Source organism: Agromyces sp. Root1464 (assembly GCF_001427265.1).
GTDB classification, from domain to species: domain Bacteria; phylum Actinomycetota; class Actinomycetes; order Actinomycetales; family Microbacteriaceae; genus Agromyces; species Agromyces fucosus.
Genome location: NZ_LMFU01000002.1, coordinates 1,810,152 through 1,825,960 on the forward strand (window position 1 = coordinate 1,810,152; position 15,809 = coordinate 1,825,960).

15 protein-coding genes are annotated in these 15,809 nt (G+C 71.1%); 10 read left to right on the forward strand and 5 right to left on the reverse strand.

Annotated features, from left to right (window positions below; genetic code table 11):
* Positions 1–1,995 carry a branched-chain amino acid ABC transporter ATP-binding protein/permease gene (locus ASD23_RS13935; RefSeq protein ID WP_056011738.1) on the forward strand — a complete coding sequence of 665 codons (1,995 nt, stop codon included), beginning with the start codon at positions 1–3 and terminating at the stop codon, positions 1,993–1,995.
* Positions 1,992–2,696, forward strand: coding sequence for an ABC transporter ATP-binding protein (locus tag ASD23_RS13940; protein ID WP_056011741.1), 705 nt, complete (start codon positions 1,992–1,994; stop codon positions 2,694–2,696). The genes ASD23_RS13935 and ASD23_RS13940 overlap by 4 nt, the downstream gene beginning before the upstream one ends.
* Positions 2,697–2,766: 70 nt before the next feature.
* Here the strand turns inward: ASD23_RS13940 and ASD23_RS13945 are convergent, their stop codons facing one another.
* Both ASD23_RS13945 and ASD23_RS13950 read right to left on the reverse strand, forming a co-directional pair.
* Positions 2,767–3,372, reverse strand: a complete 606-nt coding sequence (locus ASD23_RS13945; RefSeq protein WP_157377101.1) for an ankyrin repeat domain-containing protein — start codon at positions 3,370–3,372, stop codon at positions 2,767–2,769.
* 134 nt (positions 3,373–3,506) lie between these two features.
* Entirely contained in the window at positions 3,507–4,520 is a 1,014-nt protein-coding gene (locus ASD23_RS13950) for an SMP-30/gluconolactonase/LRE family protein (protein ID WP_056011748.1), read from the reverse strand.
* Positions 4,521–4,666: 146 nt separating this feature from the next.
* Here ASD23_RS13950 and ASD23_RS13955 point away from each other — a divergent pair, with 146 nt between their 5' ends.
* From ASD23_RS13955 to mnhG, 8 genes are all read left to right on the forward strand, one after another.
* Positions 4,667–5,923, forward strand: coding sequence for a sensor histidine kinase (locus ASD23_RS13955; protein WP_235507740.1), 1,257 nt, complete (start codon positions 4,667–4,669; stop codon positions 5,921–5,923).
* Positions 5,920–6,546: a response regulator gene (locus ASD23_RS13960; protein WP_056011751.1), complete on the forward strand. Its 627-nt coding sequence runs from the start codon at positions 5,920–5,922 to the stop codon at positions 6,544–6,546. Before ASD23_RS13955 ends, ASD23_RS13960 begins: the two co-directional genes overlap by 4 nt.
* 214 nt (positions 6,547–6,760) lie before the next feature.
* The gene (locus ASD23_RS13965) at positions 6,761–9,814 is read left to right on the forward strand and encodes a Na+/H+ antiporter subunit A (protein WP_082571459.1); all 3,054 of its coding nucleotides are present in this window, start codon (positions 6,761–6,763) and stop codon (positions 9,812–9,814) included.
* Positions 9,811–10,314 carry a Na(+)/H(+) antiporter subunit C gene (locus ASD23_RS13970; protein ID WP_056011754.1) on the forward strand — a complete coding sequence of 168 codons (504 nt, stop codon included), beginning with the start codon at positions 9,811–9,813 and terminating at the stop codon, positions 10,312–10,314. The genes ASD23_RS13965 and ASD23_RS13970 overlap by 4 nt, the downstream gene beginning before the upstream one ends.
* Positions 10,311–11,891 carry a Na+/H+ antiporter subunit D gene (locus tag ASD23_RS13975; protein ID WP_200941721.1) on the forward strand — a complete coding sequence of 527 codons (1,581 nt, stop codon included), beginning with the start codon at positions 10,311–10,313 and terminating at the stop codon, positions 11,889–11,891. The genes ASD23_RS13970 and ASD23_RS13975 overlap by 4 nt, the downstream gene beginning before the upstream one ends.
* Complete coding sequence (locus tag ASD23_RS13980; RefSeq protein WP_235507741.1) at positions 11,888–12,490, forward strand: Na+/H+ antiporter subunit E; 603 nt, start codon at positions 11,888–11,890, stop codon at positions 12,488–12,490. The genes ASD23_RS13975 and ASD23_RS13980 overlap by 4 nt, the downstream gene beginning before the upstream one ends.
* Entirely contained in the window at positions 12,487–12,759 is a 273-nt protein-coding gene (locus ASD23_RS13985) for a monovalent cation/H+ antiporter complex subunit F (RefSeq protein ID WP_056013261.1), read from the forward strand. The genes ASD23_RS13980 and ASD23_RS13985 overlap by 4 nt, the downstream gene beginning before the upstream one ends.
* Positions 12,756–13,109 carry a monovalent cation/H(+) antiporter subunit G gene (gene mnhG, locus ASD23_RS13990; RefSeq protein WP_082571564.1) on the forward strand — a complete coding sequence of 118 codons (354 nt, stop codon included), beginning with the start codon at positions 12,756–12,758 and terminating at the stop codon, positions 13,107–13,109. Before ASD23_RS13985 ends, mnhG begins: the two co-directional genes overlap by 4 nt.
* 153 nt (positions 13,110–13,262) lie before the next feature.
* Here mnhG and ASD23_RS13995 read toward each other — a convergent pair whose 3' ends face one another.
* From ASD23_RS13995 to paaD, 3 genes are read right to left on the reverse strand one after another with little or no spacing between them, the layout of a single operon-like run.
* Entirely contained in the window at positions 13,263–14,048 is a 786-nt protein-coding gene (locus ASD23_RS13995; RefSeq protein WP_056011758.1) for an enoyl-CoA hydratase/isomerase family protein, read from the reverse strand.
* A 49-nt stretch (positions 14,049–14,097) separates the two neighbouring features.
* Complete coding sequence (paaE, locus tag ASD23_RS14000) at positions 14,098–15,294, reverse strand: 1,2-phenylacetyl-CoA epoxidase subunit PaaE (protein ID WP_082571460.1); 1,197 nt, start codon at positions 15,292–15,294, stop codon at positions 14,098–14,100.
* The gene (paaD, locus tag ASD23_RS14005) at positions 15,294–15,794 is read right to left on the reverse strand and encodes a 1,2-phenylacetyl-CoA epoxidase subunit PaaD (RefSeq protein ID WP_056013271.1); all 501 of its coding nucleotides are present in this window, start codon (positions 15,792–15,794) and stop codon (positions 15,294–15,296) included. Before paaD ends, paaE begins: the two co-directional genes overlap by 1 nt.
* Positions 15,795–15,809 lie beyond the last annotated feature (15 nt).

Here is a 15,809-nt window from a genome sequence, read left to right on the forward strand (position 1 = left end):
ATGTCCTACCTGAACAAGGCCGCCATGCGGTCGAAGACCGGGTTCTGGCCCAACAACCGCGGCACGATCCTCGGCGTCGCGGCGTTCGCGGTGATCATCGCGATCATCCCGTTCACGGCGAGCTCGTCGATGATGAACATCGCCGTCTTCTCGATGATCTTCGCGCTGCCGGCGATCGGCCTGTCGCTGCTCATGGGCCTCGCCGGCCAGGTGAGCCTCGGCCAGGCCGCGTTCTTCGCGATCGGCGCGTACACGCACGCGATCCTGCTGCAGAAGTTCGAGATGCCCGGCCCGGTCGCCGCGGTCGGCGGAGTCGTCGCGGCCATGCTCGCGGCGCTCCTCATCGGCCTGCCGATGCTGCGCCTTCGCGGCCACTACCTCGCGCTCGCGACGCTCGGCCTCGGCTTCATCGTCATGATCGCCGTGCGCGAGTGGGAGTTCACGGGCCGCACGACGGGCATCTACGGCTACGGGCGCCCCGAGGTCTTCGGCATCCCGATCGACAACAATGGCCTGTTCTTCTGGTTCGTCGCGCCGTTCGTGCTCATCGGACTCGTGCTCGCGCTGAACCTCACCCGCTCCCGGGCGGGCCGGGCGCTCTCGGCGGTCAACGACTCCGAGCTCGCCGCCGAGTCGCTCGGCGTGAACACCTACGCACTGCGCGTGAAGGTCTTCACGCTCTCGGCGGGCTTCGCGGGCCTCGGCGGCGTCTTCTACGCCTACCAGGTGCAGATCGTCTCGCCGCAGGTCGCCGAGTTCCACGTCTCGGTCGAACTGCTGCTGATGGTCGTCCTCGGCGGTCTCGGCTCGGTCTGGGGCGCGGTCGCCGGCGCGTTCATCGTCGAGCTCCTCTCCGAGGGCCTCCGCGACCTCATCCCCGCGATCATCCCCGGTGCGACGGGCGAGGTGCAGCTCATCGGCTACGGCCTGGTACTGATCCTCGTGATCATCCTGCTGCCGGGCGGTCTCTACCAGGTCGTGAAGTCGGCCTGGGCGGCGATCACGTGGCGGCGAGCGGACGCCTCGGCAAAGCCCTCCTCCGCGGCATCCGTCGACGGCGGCTCGGGCGAGGTGCCCACGCGCGCCTTCGGCGGGCTTCCGGGCGAGACTTCGGTGGGCGCTGGGCTCGACGAGGCGACGGATGCCGCGGCATCCGATGCCCGCATTCCGACCGTCTCGACGCCGATCGAGGCCGGCCAGCCGATCCTCGAGGTGTCGGGGCTCACGAAGCGCTACGGCGGCGTGGTCGCCGTCGACGACGTGACCCTCACGGTTCCCGCCGGGCAGATCATGGGCCTCATCGGACCCAATGGCGCGGGCAAGACGACGTGCTTCAACATGATCACGGGCGCGATCGCCCCGACCTCGGGCACGGTGCGTTTTCTCGGCGAGGAGATCCAGGGGCGCAAGCCTCACGTCGGCGCCGAGGCCGGACTCACCCGCACGTTCCAGAACCTGCAGGTGTTCTCGTCGACCGACGTCGTCGGCAACGTCTACATGGGCCGCTACCGCAAGGGCCGCGCCGGCATCCTCCGCGGCATGTTCGGGCTCCAGGGCCGCGAGCAGTACGCCCACGAGGAGATCGCGCACGACATCCTCGAGTCGATGCGCCTCGGCGACGTCGCAGGCCTCGCCGCGGGCGACCTGCCGTTCGGCCGCCAGCGCATGATGGAGGTGTGCCGGGCGCTCGCCGCCGAGCCTGCGCTACTGCTGCTCGACGAGCCCATGGCAGGGCTCTCGGGCAGCGAGCGCGAGCTGCTCGCGCAGCTGCTCCGGGCGCTCCGCGACGCCGGGCTCACGATCGTGCTCGTCGAGCACGACGTCGCCCAGGTGATGGCGCTCGCCGACACGGTCGCGGTGCTCGACGACGGCGTGCTCATCGCCCACGGCGACCCAGAGTCCGTGCGCAACGATCCGGCGGTCATCGTCGCCTACCTCGGCACCGATGCCGAAGAGGCAGAGGCCGAGCTGAAGGAACTGGAGGACCAGGCATGACCCTCGCAGTCGACCGCCTCGATGCGGGCTACGGCAAGCTCGCCATCCTGCACGAGGTGAGCCTCTCGGTCGCACCCGGCGAGATCGTGACCGTCGTCGGATCGAACGGAGCGGGCAAGACCACGCTGCTTCGAGCGCTCAACGGCCTGATCCGCCCCACCGCCGGCACCGTCACGATCGACGGCGTCGACATCACGGGCAAGCCGACCGAGAAGATGGCGTCGCTCGGGCTCACCCACGTGCCCGAGAACCGGTTGTGCTTCCCGACGCTGTCGGTGCGCGACAACCTCATGCTCGGCGCCTGGAGCCGCGGCGGCAAGGGCGACCTCGCCGCCGTGCTCGAGCTGTTCCCGCGCCTGCAGCCGCGCCTCGGCCAAGCGGCCGGAACGCTCTCGGGCGGCGAGCAGCAGATGGTCGCGATCGGCCGGGGACTCATGGCCTCGCCGAAGGCGATCATGCTCGACGAGCCGTCGATCGGGCTCGCGCCGAAGGTCGTCGCCGAGATCATGAAGGTGCTCACCGAGCTGCGCGGGCGCGGCATGGCGGTGCTGCTCGTCGAGCAGAACGTGCGCGCCTCGTTCGGCATCGCCGACCGCGCGGTCGTCATGCAGCGCGGCCGGGTCGTGCTCGAGGGCACGCCCGCCGAGCTCGTCGAGCTGCCCGAGGTGCGCAACGCCTACCTGGGCGGCGCGGCGGCCTAGCGGTTCGCCGAGCCGATTCCTCGAAGAACGGCGGATGCCCCGCACTCGGGGCATCCGCCGTTCTGCACGTTCAGTCGAGCAGCGCGACGATCTCGTCGTAGCCCTTCGCACGAGCGTGCTGGAGCGGGGTGACGCCGTCACGGTCGGCGATCGAACGGTCGGCGCCGCCCTCGAGCAGCACGCGCACCGTCTCCTGATGCCGCGGGCCGCCGTCGCCGAGGATCACGGCCTCGAGCAATGAGGTCCACCCGAGGTCGTTGACATGGTTCACGTCGATGCCGGTCTGCAGCACGCGCTGCAGGTACTCGACGTGGGCGCGCTCGCCCGCCGGGATGACCGAGATGCCGCCGTAGCGGTTCACGATCGTGAAGTCGGGGTCGGCGGGCATCAGCACCTCGGCCATCGCGACGCTTCCCGTCACGCCGGTCACGAGCCACGGGGTGTCGTGCCGGTCGTCGAGCGCGTCGGGGTCGGCGCCCGCGGCGACGAGCAGCTTCGCGGCCTCGACGTGGTCGCCGGTGGCGGCGAGCAGCAGCGCCGTGCGCTGACGATCATCGCGCGCCTCGAGGTCGGCGCCCGCGCGGAGGGCGAGGTCGACCGTCGCCGTGTCGCCGACGGACGCCGCGGCGAGCAGCGTGCCGTCGGGGTCGGGCAGCTGGGGTGCCGTCTCGGTCATCTGGACATCCTCTCGTGTCGGCGTTCTCGAGGGCGGAGCGGTGCGCGGCGCGGACGGCTCAAGCGCCGCCGCGCACCCGGTGAGCAGCAGCGCCGTCGCGACGATCGCGACGGCACCGCTGCGGCGAACCCGGATCAGCTCCACGGCGACCCGACGACGTCGTACGGGCCCGACGGCGCCGGCTGCTCGTCGAACTTGCTGTCGACCGCGAGCAGGCGACCCCGCAGCATCTTCGCCGTCGTGTAGACGCGGTCGGGGTCGCTCGCCTGCTGGCTGACGCCGAACACCGAGTCACCGTCGGCCGACACCCGCATCGTCGCGACCTTCTTCGAGAAGTTGCGGATGACGGTGAGCTCGTTGCCCTGGCGCACGAGGCCGTCGGCGTTCACGAGGTCGGCGCCCTGGGTGTCGATCGCCGAGACCGCGCCATCCGACGTGGCGAAGCGCCACAGCTGCCCGGTGTTGCCCTGCGCGACGACGAACGCGCTGCGGTCGGCCGAGAGCACGATGCCGCCGAGGTTGAAGCCCGCGACGCGGTCGACCGTGCCCGAGGCATCCGCCCACAGCTCTGCCGACCAGCCGGCGGCCGACTGCGCGACGCGGAAGATCTGCGGATCGTTCGAGTTCGTGAAGTAGGCGGCACCGTCGGCGCCGATCGCGACGTCGTTGAGGAAGGCGTCGGGGGTGCCCGGCACGCGCAGCGCGGCGAGCAGCTCGCCCTCGCCCGAGTACACCCAGAGGTCGGGGCGGTCCGGGTTGCCGATGCCGTTCGGGCCGCCGGCGATGTAGACGTTGCCCGCCCCGTCGACGGTGACGCCGCGTGCCGTGAAGCGGCCGTCGGTGCCGTCGCCCGCGAGCCATTCCTCGGCCGTCGCATCGCGAGCGCTGCCCCGATGGATCTCCCCGCCGGTGACCTCGCTCACGTAGAACAGCCCCCGACGCTCGTCGACGCCGATGCCCTCGAAGCGGGAGCCGGCGGCGTCGCCCGGCAGCACGTACCGGTCGGGGCGGCCCTGGCTCTGGCCGCCGAGGTGAGCAGCGGATGTCTCGGCAGCCGCTGCCTCGTCGGCACCGCTCGTGATCGTCGCCGTCGCGACTCCAGCCGTGAGGCTCGCTGCGGCGAGCGCGGTTGCGATGATGCGCTTCATGGGATTCCCCTTCTCTGCGTGCCGGTTTCGGCGTGCTCATCCAGACTCCGCCGGGGCGGTGGCATCCGGCGTCGGGCGATCGGCTGCCGTCGGATAGCCGATCGGATGATGCCGGGCGCAGCATGCCGTGCCTAGGCTGGGCGATCATGTCCGTCTCCGACCGCAGCCCCTCCGAGATGAGCGGTGTCCGCGGCATCCTCGCGCCCGTCGCTCGGCTCGACCGCTGGCTGGCGCTCGTGTTCATCGTGCTCGTCGTCACCTCGGCGGTGCGGTACCTCGAACGTCACGGCCTCGGCGCCGACGGCGTGCTCGTGCTCACGGGCGCCGCGCTCCTCACGATCGCGTACTCGCTGCGGCCGCGCCTGCCGACGCGCTCGTCGTGGCCGACCGCGTGGGTCGTCACGGTCACCGTGCTCTGGGCGCTGCTGACGCTCGCGGCGCCCTCGTTCGCCTGGTGCGCCGTGCCCCTCGGGTTCGCCGTGCTGCAGGTGCTGCCGTTCCGCGGCGCGGTGACCGTCGTCGTGCTCATGACGGCGGTCGTCACCGCGGCCGAGCTGCGCATCGCCGACGGCGTCGACCCCACCGTCATCGCCGGGCCGGTCGGCATCGCACTCGTGACCGTGCTCGTCTACCGGGCGCTGCAGCGCGAGTCGGCCGCCCGTCAGGCCCTGCTCGACGAGCTGACCGACGCGCAGCACGAGCTGCTGCAGGCGCAGCACCGAGCCGGCGCTCTCGCCGAGCGTCAGCGGCTCTCGCGGGAGATCCACGACTCCGTCGGGCAGCGGCTGGCGAGCATCACGCTCCTGCTCGCCGCGACCGAGCAGGACTGGGAGCGGCGCCCCGACCTCGCCCGCGACCACGTCGGCGTGGCAGCTGCGACGGCACGCGACGGACTCGCCGAGGTGCGCCGCGTGGTGCACGGGCTCCCGCCCGTCGAGCTCGCGGACGACGCGTCAGGCGAGGCGTTGCCGTCGGCGCTGCAACGCCTCGTCGACGAGACGGCGGGCACCGCGTCGGGCACTGGGCCCCAGGTGAGCCTGCACGTGCACGGCGAGTCGGTACCCCTCGCCACGGATGTCGCGGGCGCCCTGCTGCGCTCCGCCCGGGGCGCGCTCGCGAACGCCATCGAGCACTCCGGTGCCCGCCGGGTCGCGGTGACCCTGACGTTCCTCCCCGACGAGGTGCGGCTCGACGTGCGCGACGACGGCCGCGGGTTCGATGTCGACTCGGCCGCCGGCCGTGCGCCCGATGCATCGAGCGCACAGCCGGGTCGCCCCGGGCGGGGACGCGGCCTGCAGGGCATCGTCGATCGCGCCGCGGGGCTCGGCGGCCGAGCCTCCGTCGAGAGCGGGCCCGGCGACGGCACGACGGTGTCGGTCGAGCTGCCGCTGGAGGGCGAATGAGCGTGCGCGTCGTCCTCGTCGATGACCACCCCGTCGTCCGCGCCGGCCTCTCGGCCCTCATCTCCGGAACCGACGACCTCGAGGTCGTCGGCGAGGCGCACGACCTCGCCACGGCGCGCTCGGTCGTCGCCGCGACCCGGCCCGACGTCGTGCTGATGGATCTCGACCTCGGCGAAGGCCCCGGCGGCGCGGCCGTCACCGCCGAACTGCGGGCGCTCGACGAACCGCCACGCGTGCTCGTGCTCACGACGTACGCCACCGAGGCCGACATCCTGCGCGCCCTCGATGCCGGAGCGAGCGGCTACCTGCTGAAGGATGCCCCGGCGCCCGAGCTGTTCGCCGGCATCCGTGCGACCGCCAGGGGCGAGACGGTGCTCGCACCCTCCGTCGCGGCCACGCTCGTGCGCCGAGCCGCGTCCCCCGGTCCGGTCGTCACCGAACGCGAGGTCGCGGTGCTCGAACTCCTCGCGCACGGCCTCGGCAACCGGGAGATGGCGAAGGAACTCTTCGTCTCGGAGGCCACGGTGAAGTCGCACCTTTCGCACATCTACACGAAGCTCGGCGTCGACACCCGGGCGGGTGCGGTCGCCGCCGCGATCGAGAGGCGCATCATCCGCCGCTGACCTCGTCTGCCGCCCGCGGATCTTTGGAGCTTTACCGAGCTTTACCGAAAATGCATAAAGGACTCGAACGGCCAGCGGCGCAGACGGCCTGATACCGGTGAGCGCGCCGTCGCAGGCAAGGCCCCTGGATTCCGCTCTCGGCATACGACACGCCTCGGGCGTGAAACCCGCCTGCCGATAAACTGGGCGGACGGTGCGAGCGCGAGGAGGGTGAATGATCGCCAGCCTCGCTGCCTTCGCGGTTGCCGCGCTCGTCACGCCGCTGCTCGCGAAGTGGCTCGGGCGCCGGGTGTTCGCCGTCATCGCGCTGCTGCCCGCCGCCGTCTTCGTGCTGCTGCGCACCTGGATGCCGGGCATCCTCGCCGGCACCCCCGTCGTCGAGATCGTGCCGTGGATCCCCACCCTCGACATCGCGCTGAGCTTCCGGCTCGACGCGCTCGCCCTCCTCCTCGCCCTCATCGTCACGGGCGTCGGCGCCCTCGTGCTGCTCTACTGCATGCACTACTTCGCCGACGACGAGCCCGCGCTCGGCCGATTCGCGGCCCTCCTCCTCGCCTTCGCCGGCGTCATGTTCGGCCTCGTCACGGCCGACGACGTGTTCATCCTGTTCACGTTCTGGGAGGCCACGAGCGTGCTCTCCTACCTGCTGATCGGCCACTACACCGGTCGCAAAGAGAGCCGCGGTGCCGCGCTGCAGGCACTGACGGTCACGACGTTCGGCGGGCTCGCGATGCTCGTCGGCCTCGTCATCCTCGCCGTCGACGGCGGCACGACCTCGCTCTCCGAGCTCATCGCGAACCCCGTCACGGGCGCGGCCGGCGAGTGGGCCATCGCGCTCGTGCTGCTCGGCGCGATCTCCAAGAGCGCACTCGTGCCGTTCCACTTCTGGCTCCCGGCCGCGATGGCCGCGCCGACCCCCGTCAGCGCCTACCTGCACGCCGCCGCCATGGTGAAGGCGGGTGTCTACCTCGTCGCCCGCCTCGCCCCCGGCTACGCCGACCTCGAGGTGTGGCACCCGATCGTCGTCGGGCTCGGTGCGCTCACGATGCTCGTCGGCGGCTGGCGGGCGCTGCGCCAGTACGACCTGAAGCTGCTCCTCGCCTACGGCACCGTGAGCCAGCTCGGCTTCCTCGTCATGGTCACGGGCTTCGGCACCCGCGACGCGGCGCTCGCGGGCGTCACCCTGCTCCTGGCCCACGCCCTCTTCAAGGCCACCCTGTTCCTGGTCGTCGGCATCGTCGACCACGCGGCGGGCACGCGCGACTGGCGGAAACTCTCGGGCGTCGGCCGGCGCATGCCCGTGATCGCGACGATCGGCATCGTCGCAGCCGCATCGATGGCAGGCGTGCCGCCGCTGCTCGGCTTCGTCGCGAAGGAGGCCGTGTTCACGGCGTTCCTCGACGCGGTCGCGGCGGGCGACGCCTGGGCGTGGATCGCCCTCATCGCGGCCTTCGCCGGTTCGGTGCTCACCGTCGCCTACTCGGTGCGCTTCGTCTGGGGCGCCTTCTCCTCGAAGCAGGATGTCGCGGACTGCCCGTTGCACGCCCCGAGCCCCGCGATCGCGGTGGCGCCCGGCCTCCTCGCCGGCGCGAGCATCGTCGCGGCCTTCGCGATCACCTTCATCGAGCCGCTGCTCGCGGCCTACGCCGACGAGCTGCCCGGCAGCCACGACTACCACCTCGCCCTCTGGCACGGCCTCGAGCCGGCCCTCGCGATCTCGGCCGTCGTCTTCGCCCTCGGCGCGCTGCTGGTCTGGGGCCGTCAGCGAGTCGCCCGCCTGCAGGCATCCGTGGCGCCGGTGCTCGACTCCGCCCGCGGCTACCTCGGCATCGTCTCCATCGTCGATCGGCTCGCCGCGACGGTCACCACGACGATCCAGTCGCGCGGCCTGCCCGGCTATCTCGCGATCATCGTCGCGGTCTTCATCGGCGGCCTCGGAACGCTCTCGATCCTGAACACCTCGTGGCCGAGCGAGATCCGCCTGTGGGACTATCCCGCCCAGCCGTTCCTCGCCTTCGTCATGGCGGTCGCCGCGATCGCCGCGGCGACGGTGCGCCAGCGCATGACGGCGGTGCTGCTCGTGAGCGTCACCGGTTACGGCCTCGTGCTGCTGTTCGGCATGTCGGGCGCGCCCGACCTCGCGCTGACCCAGGCCCTCGTCGAGACCATCGTGCTCGTCGTGTTCGTCCTCGTGCTGCGGCGCTTGCCGAAGCAGATCGCCCAGCGCAACCCGCCGGTGCACAAGCTCGCGCGCGGCATCATCGGCGCCCTCGCCGGCATCGTCATGGGCGTGCTCGGCCTCGTCGCCCTCGGCGCCCGCATCGAGCCGACGATCGCCGAGGGCCTGCCGGCGCTCGCGCTCGAGGCGCACGGCAAGAACATCGTGAACGTCATGCTCGTCGACATCCGCGCATGGGACACCCTCGGCGAGATCTCGGTGCTCGTCGCGGTGGCGACCGGCGTCGCGAGCCTCATCTTCGTCTCGGGCCGCACCGGCGGCGCACCCCGCCTCGACCATGTCGAGGGGCTCGTCAATCGCCGCGACCGGCTGACACCGGTTCCCGAGCCCGCCTGGTCGATCCGCGCACCCCGCACGAGCCTCGCCGACACCGCAGGCGAGACGGATGCCGCGGGCGAGGCCGCCGAGACCCGGCAGACCTGGCTCCTGGCCGGTCGCACGATCTCGCCGCGCAACCGCTCGATCCTCATCGAGGTGCTCGTGCGCCTGCTGTTCCACCCCGCGATCATCGTCTCGGTCTTCCTCCTCTTCGTGGGGCACAACGCGCCCGGCGGCGGCTTCGCCGGCGGCCTGCTCGCCGGCCTCGCCCTCGTCGCCCGCTATCTCGCGGGCGGCCGCTACGAACTCGGCGAGGCAGCCCCCGTCGATGCGGGCCGCCTGCTCGGCACGGGCCTGCTGCTCGCCGCCGGCACCGCCGCGGGTTCGCTGCTCTTCGGCGGCCCCGTGTTCGAGTCCGCCTGGTTCGAGACCGAGGTGCCGTTGCTCGGCACGATCTCGATCGGCACCTCCACGCTCTTCGACATCGGCGTCTACCTCGTGGTCGTCGGCCTCGTGCTCGACATCCTGCGCTCGCTCGGCGGCGAGGTCGACCGCCAGGAGGAGCGGCAGACCGCCGACGACGGCGATGGCGACTTCACGACCGGTGACGGCGAGGGCGCCGCCGAGCACGACGAAGGCGTCGAGCACGCCGACGGCGTCGAGTACCGCGACGGCGCCCGCCTGCCGCAGCCCGAGGAGGCCCGCCCATGACCGCCTCGTTGACCCTCGTCATCCTCATGGCCGTGCTCTTCGGCGCCGGTGTCTCGATCATGCTCGAGCGCAGCCTCACTCGGGTGCTCATCGGCTTCCTGCTCGTCGGCAACGCCGTCAACATCCTCATCTACCTCATGAGCGGCGCTCCGGGCCTCGCGCCGATCCTCGGCGAGGGCGTCGACCCCGACGAGATCTCCGACCCGCTCCCCCAGGCGTTCGTGCTCACGGCCATCGTCATCAACCTCGGCATCACGGCGTTCATGCTCGCCCTGATCTACCGCTCCTGGTGGCTCGCGCAGCTCGGTGCCGAGGGCGACCTCGTCGACGACGCGGCGGAGATCGCCGAAGACGCCGAAGAGGCGGCCGACCTCATCCGCAGTTCGGCGGCCGACGACCAGGCCATCCAAGACCTCATCGACGCGAGTGACGAGGAACCCGACGAAGACCTCGAGCTCGAGGCATCCGCCCGCGATCGCGATGAGGAGGCGAAGCGGTGACCGCCGTGCTCGTGCCCCTCGTCGTGCTGCTGCCCCTGCTCGGGGCGGCCACCGCGCTGATCCTCGGCCGCCGTCGCCGCGCCCAGATGACCGTGAGCCTCGGCGTGCTCGCCGCGGTCACCGTGATCGCCGCCGTGCTGCTCGTCTCGGTCGACGCGAACGGCCCGGCCATCGTCTACATCGGCGGGTGGGATGCCCCGTGGGGCATCACCCTCGTCGTCGACCGGCTCTCGGCGATCATGCTCGTCATCTCGGCGATCATGCTGCTCGTCGTGCTCGTGTACTCGGTCGGGCAGGGCATCGCCGACCAGCATCGCGAGACGCCGGTGTCGATCTTCCACCCCTCGTACCTGATCCTGTCGGCCGGAGTCTTCAACGCGTTCATCGCGGGCGACCTGTTCAACCTCTACGTCGGCTTCGAGATCCTGCTGTCGGCGAGCTACGTGCTGCTCACCCTCGGCGGCACGGGCGAGCGCATCCGAGCGGGCGTCACCTACATCATCGTGAGCCTCGTCTCCTCGCTCTTCTTCCTGAGCGCGATCGCCCTCATCTACGGGGCGACCGGCACCGTGAACATCGGGCAGCTCTCGGTGCGCCTCGCCGAGCTGCCGGGCGACGTGCAGCTCATGCTGCACCTGCTGCTGCTCATCGCCTTCGGCATCAAGGCCGCGGTGTTCCCGCTCTCGTTCTGGCTGCCCGACTCGTACCCGACGGCGCCAGCGCCGGTCACCGCCGTGTTCGCCGGCTTGCTCACGAAGGTCGGCGTCTACGCGATCATCCGCACCGAGACGGTGATCTTCACCGAGAGCGACGTCACGGTGCTGCTCATGGTGATCGGCGGGCTCACGATGCTCATCGGCATCCTCGGTGCGCTCACCCAGGCCGACATCAAGCGATTGCTCTCGTTCACGCTCGTGAGCCACATCGGCTACATGATCTTCGGCATCGCGCTCGGGTCGCAACTCGGTTACACGGCGACCATCTACTACGTCGTGCACCACATCACGGTGCAGACGACCCTGTTCCTCACGACCGGTCTCATCGAACGGTTCGGCGGCGCGACGTCGATCAACCGGCTCGCGGGCCTCCTGAAGGCCTCGCCGCTCCTCGGCGTGCTGTTCTTCATCCCTGCGCTGAACCTCGGCGGCATCCCGCCGTTCTCCGGCTTCCTCGGCAAGACCGGGCTCTTCCTCGCGGGCGGCGAGGAGGCCGCGGCCGATCCCGCGAACGCCTGGCTCGTCTGGATCGTCATCGCCGCGGGCGCCGTCACCTCGCTCATCACGCTCTACGCGCTCACCCGCTTCTGGAACATGGCGTTCTGGCGCGGCCGGCGCGAGCTCGAGGGCTACGAGTCGGTGCTGCTCGGCTCCGTGCTCGAGGCCCCCGAGGGCGCCACGGTCACCGCGACCCGCACCACGCCCGTGCTCATGGTCGTCGCGACGAGCGCGCTCGTGATGCTCACGGTCTGCCTCACGGTGTTCGCCGGCCCGCTCTTCGAGCTCACCGGTCGCGCCGCCGCAGACCTCCTCGATGCCGGTGCGTACGTGTCCCTCGTCTTCCCGGGAGGCATCCGATGACGCATGCTGCAGCGGATGTCTCGCGCTGGCGCTCGGTCTGGCGGCAGCTGCCGCTCCTCGTCGCCCTCGTCTTCCTGTGGGTGTTCCTCTGGGACCAGGTCACCGTGCTCACGGTCGTGACCGGCATCCTGCTGGCGATCGGTGTGACCCGGGTGCTCTACCTGCCGCCCGTGCTGCTGAGCGGCCGGTTCAACCCGTGGCGGGGCCTCCTGCTCGGCCTCCGCATGATGTTCGACGTGACCGTCGCGTCGCTGCAGGTCGCGGTGCTCGCGATCGACCCGCGCTGGAAGCCGATGAACTCGATCATCGCCGTGCAACTGCTGACCCGCTCCGACCTCGTCACGACCCTGACGGCCGAGGCCATCTCGGTCGTGCCGGGCACGGTCGTCGTCGACATCGACCGCGAGCGCGGGCTGCTCTACCTGCACGCCCTCGGCACCCGTACCCACGCCGACATCGATCGAGTGCGCAGCGCCGTGCTCGGCACCGAGGAGCGCATCGTGCTCGCGATCGGCACCCACGCCCAGGCCGTCTCGGTGCGCGAGGCCCGTCGCGAACGCCGTGCGCTCAGCCCGAAGTCGAAGGGATCGGACTCATGACCTTCCTCCAGATCGTCAGCCTGCTGGCGGGCATCATGTTCGGCATCGGCGCGCTCGCCGCCGTCTACCGCATCATCCGCGGGCCGTCGATCCTCGACCGGGCGCTCGCGACCGACGTGCTGCTCGCCATCGCGATCTGCGCGCTCGGCGCCGAGATGGCGATCAACAAGCACACCGACACCCTCGTGGTCATGCTCGTGCTCGCGATGTTCGCGGTCGTCGGCTCGATCTCGATCGCACGGTTCATGGCGAAGCAGGATGCCTCGTGAGCGCGGCCGAGATCGCTGTCGGGCTCCTGATCTTGGTGAGCGCGTTCCTCTCGATGGCCGCGGGCATCGGCATCGTGCGCTTCCCCGACGTGCTGACCCGGCTGCACGCCGCGACGAAGCCGCAGGTGCTGGGCCTCGCGACCGTGCTCGCCGCGATCGTCGTCCAGGTGCCGACATGGGGCGTGCTCACCACCGTGGTGCTCGTGATGACGTTCCAGCTGCTCACCCAGCCGATGACCGCGCACATGCTCGGCCGCTCGGCGTACCGCAGCGATCACGTGCGCCGCGATCTGCTCATCGAGGACGACCTCGACCGCGACATCGCCGAGCACGATCAGACGGGTCGCTGACCGGCAGGGCAGAAGCCGCACCTCGCAACACGTGCATCCCGCTGTTCGGTATGCCAGTTCCCCCTCATCGATGAGGGGGAATTGGCATACCCGAATCAGGAACGTCGACCGATTCAGAACCCCGGCACGCCAGCCCGAATTGAAGTGCAGGGCTCAGCCGCGCCCGGTGAACTCGGGCTTGCGCTTCTCCTGGAACGCCGCGAAGCCCTCACGGTAGTCGGCGGTGTCGCAGAGGGCGGCCTGCGCGCGGTTCTCCTCGGCCATCGATGCCCAGAGTCCGAGCCGGTCGTCGCGAAGCGCGGCGACGAGGCGCTTCGAGGCGATGAAGGCCTGCGTGGCTCCGGATGCCGCGGCACGGGCCGCGGAGCGGGTGGCATCCGTCACCTCGTCGGCGGCGAAGACCTGCGAGAAGAGGCCGGCCGCGACCGCTTCGGCGCCCGACATGAGCCGGCCCGTGACGATGAGGTCCATCGTGCGGTGCGCGCCGAGTCGCTCGACGAAGAGCGCGTGGCCGCCCGAGTCGAGCGTCGCCCCGAGGTTCGCGAACGGCGAGCCGACCTTCGCGGTGTCGGCGACGTAGACGATGTCGGTGGCGATGAGCAGGCCGAGGCCGACGCCGAGGCATGCTCCGTGCGCGACCGCGAACGTCGGCACGGCGATGCCGGCCATGCGCTGCAGGAGCGGCTCGACGAGGCCGCCGAGGTAGCCGAGCACGTCGTCCTCGCGCGGGTCGACGCCCGAGATGTCGCGACCGGCGCAGAAGGCGCGCCCCTCGCCGCGCAGCACGAGCGCGCGGATGTCGCCGGCCTGCGCCATCCGCTCGGCTTCGGCGTAGGCCGCTGCGAGCTCTCCGATCGCCGATTCGTCGAGCGCATTGAGCTTCTCAGGGGCGTTCAGCACGACCTCGGCCACGCCGTCGGTCACGGTGAGTTCGATCATGATGCTCCGTTCGCGGGGTCTCCGTCGACCCGTTCGCAGGGTATCGGCGTCAGACGTCGTAGTCGACGACGACCCGGTCGGACTTGGGGTGCGACTGGCACGTGAGCACGTAGCCGCGCTCGAGCTCGTCGGGTTCGAGGGCGTAGTTCTCGGTCATGGCGACGCTGCCCTCGATGACGCGCGCACGGCACGTGCCGCACACTCCTCCGGCGCACGCGAACGGCACGTCGGGCCGCACGCGCAGCGCCGCGTTGAGGATCGACTCGTTCGCGCTCACGGGACTCTCGACGCTCGTCGACTGGCCGTCGAGCGTGAACTCGATCGCGACCGTCGGCTCGCCGCGCTCGACCACGACCGGGCGGCCGTGGCGCGGCTCGACCCGGTCGGCGTCGGTCGTGAAGAGTTCGTAGCGCACGTGCTTGGCGGGAACCCCGCGCGCCTCGAGCGTGTCGCGCGCGAGCTGCACGAGCTCGAACGGGCCGCAGAGGAACCACTCGTCGACCGTCTCGGGGCGAATGAGCACGTCGAGCATGCGGTCGAGCTTCTCGGCGTCGATGCGCCCCGACAGGAGCGGCGCCGTGCGCTGCTCGCGCGAGAGCACGTGGTGCAGCGCGAGTCGCGACGGGTAGCGGTCCTTCAGCTCGGCGAGCTCCTCGAGGAACATCACGTCGAGCGTCGAGCGGTTCGTGTAGACGAGCTCGAACTCGGATGTCGCGGAGCGCGACAGTACCGTGTGGGCGAGCGCCATGAGCGGGGTGATGCCCGACCCCGCAGCGATGCCGACGACGTGCTTGCCGTCGAGCGCGTCGAGGGTGGAGGTGAACGTGCCCTGCGGGCTCATCACGTCGAGCCGGTCGCCGGCGACGAGCTCGGTGTTCGCCCACGTCGAGAAGAGCCCGCCGAGGTCGCGCTTGATCGCGACCGAGACGCTGCCGCGTACCGGCGGGCGGCAGATCGAGTAGCTGCGTCGCAGCTCGTGCCCGTCGAAGTCCTTGCGGAGCGCGACGTACTGGCCGGGCAGGTAGGTGTAGTCGTCGGCGAGCTCGTCGGGCACGGCGAAGGTGACTTCGACGGCATCGGCCGTGAGCGGGCGCACCTCGGCGACCTCGAGCGAGTGGAAGCGCGCACGTCGGCGCTTGGCGACGTGCTCGCCGCCGACCGTGCTCTGCAGGAACGCCGAAGCGACGGCGGCATCCGCCGACGTCGCCGTCGGGGTCGCCGTCGACCCCAGGTTGCGGGCGGCCATCAGAGCACCTTGAAGTAGTCGAACGGCTCGAGGCAGTCGCGGCACTCGTAGAGGGCCTTGCACGACGTCGAGCCGAAGCGGGCGAGTTCGCGGGTGTTGAGCGAGTCGCAACGGGGGCACTTCACGGCGAGCTGCACGCGTACGGGCCCGGCCCGGCGAGCGGCGGCGCTGCCGGTCGGCGCCTGGATGCCGTAAGTGCGCAGCTTCTCCTTGCCCGCTTCGCTCATCCAATCGGTGGTCCACGCGGGTGCGAGCACGAGATCGACGCGAACGTCGTCGTACCCGGCGTGCGTGAGCGCGAGCAGCACGTCGTCGCGCATGGCGTCGAGCGCGGGACATCCGCTGTACGTCGGCGTCAGCTGCACGCGAACGGCGCCGTCGTCGCCGATCTCGACCGAGCGCAGCACGCCCAGGTCCTCGATCGTGAGCACGGGGATCTCGGGGTCCGTCACGGTCGCCGCGACCTCCCACGCGCGCGCGGCCGCGGGATCGCTCGGCACCGGCCGCGCGACGGA

Coding starts and splice junctions, on each gene's coding strand:
- ASD23_RS13935 (WP_056011738.1), top strand. CDS start 1: ATGTCCTACCTGAACAAGGCCGCCATGCGGTCGAAGACCGGGTTCTGG.
- ASD23_RS13940 (WP_056011741.1), top strand. CDS start 1,992: ATGACCCTCGCAGTCGACCGCCTCGATGCGGGCTACGGCAAGCTCGCC.
- ASD23_RS13945 (WP_157377101.1), bottom strand. CDS start 3,372: ATGACCGAGACGGCACCCCAGCTGCCCGACCCCGACGGCACGCTGCTC.
- ASD23_RS13950 (WP_056011748.1), bottom strand. CDS start 4,520: ATGAAGCGCATCATCGCAACCGCGCTCGCCGCAGCGAGCCTCACGGCT.
- ASD23_RS13955 (WP_235507740.1), top strand. CDS start 4,667: ATGTCCGTCTCCGACCGCAGCCCCTCCGAGATGAGCGGTGTCCGCGGC.
- ASD23_RS13960 (WP_056011751.1), top strand. CDS start 5,920: ATGAGCGTGCGCGTCGTCCTCGTCGATGACCACCCCGTCGTCCGCGCC.
- ASD23_RS13965 (WP_082571459.1), top strand. CDS start 6,761: ATGATCGCCAGCCTCGCTGCCTTCGCGGTTGCCGCGCTCGTCACGCCG.
- ASD23_RS13970 (WP_056011754.1), top strand. CDS start 9,811: ATGACCGCCTCGTTGACCCTCGTCATCCTCATGGCCGTGCTCTTCGGC.
- ASD23_RS13980 (WP_235507741.1), top strand. CDS start 11,888: ATGACGCATGCTGCAGCGGATGTCTCGCGCTGGCGCTCGGTCTGGCGG.
- ASD23_RS13985 (WP_056013261.1), top strand. CDS start 12,487: ATGACCTTCCTCCAGATCGTCAGCCTGCTGGCGGGCATCATGTTCGGC.
- ASD23_RS13995 (WP_056011758.1), bottom strand. CDS start 14,048: ATGATCGAACTCACCGTGACCGACGGCGTGGCCGAGGTCGTGCTGAAC.
- paaE (WP_082571460.1), bottom strand. CDS start 15,294: ATGGCCGCCCGCAACCTGGGGTCGACGGCGACCCCGACGGCGACGTCG.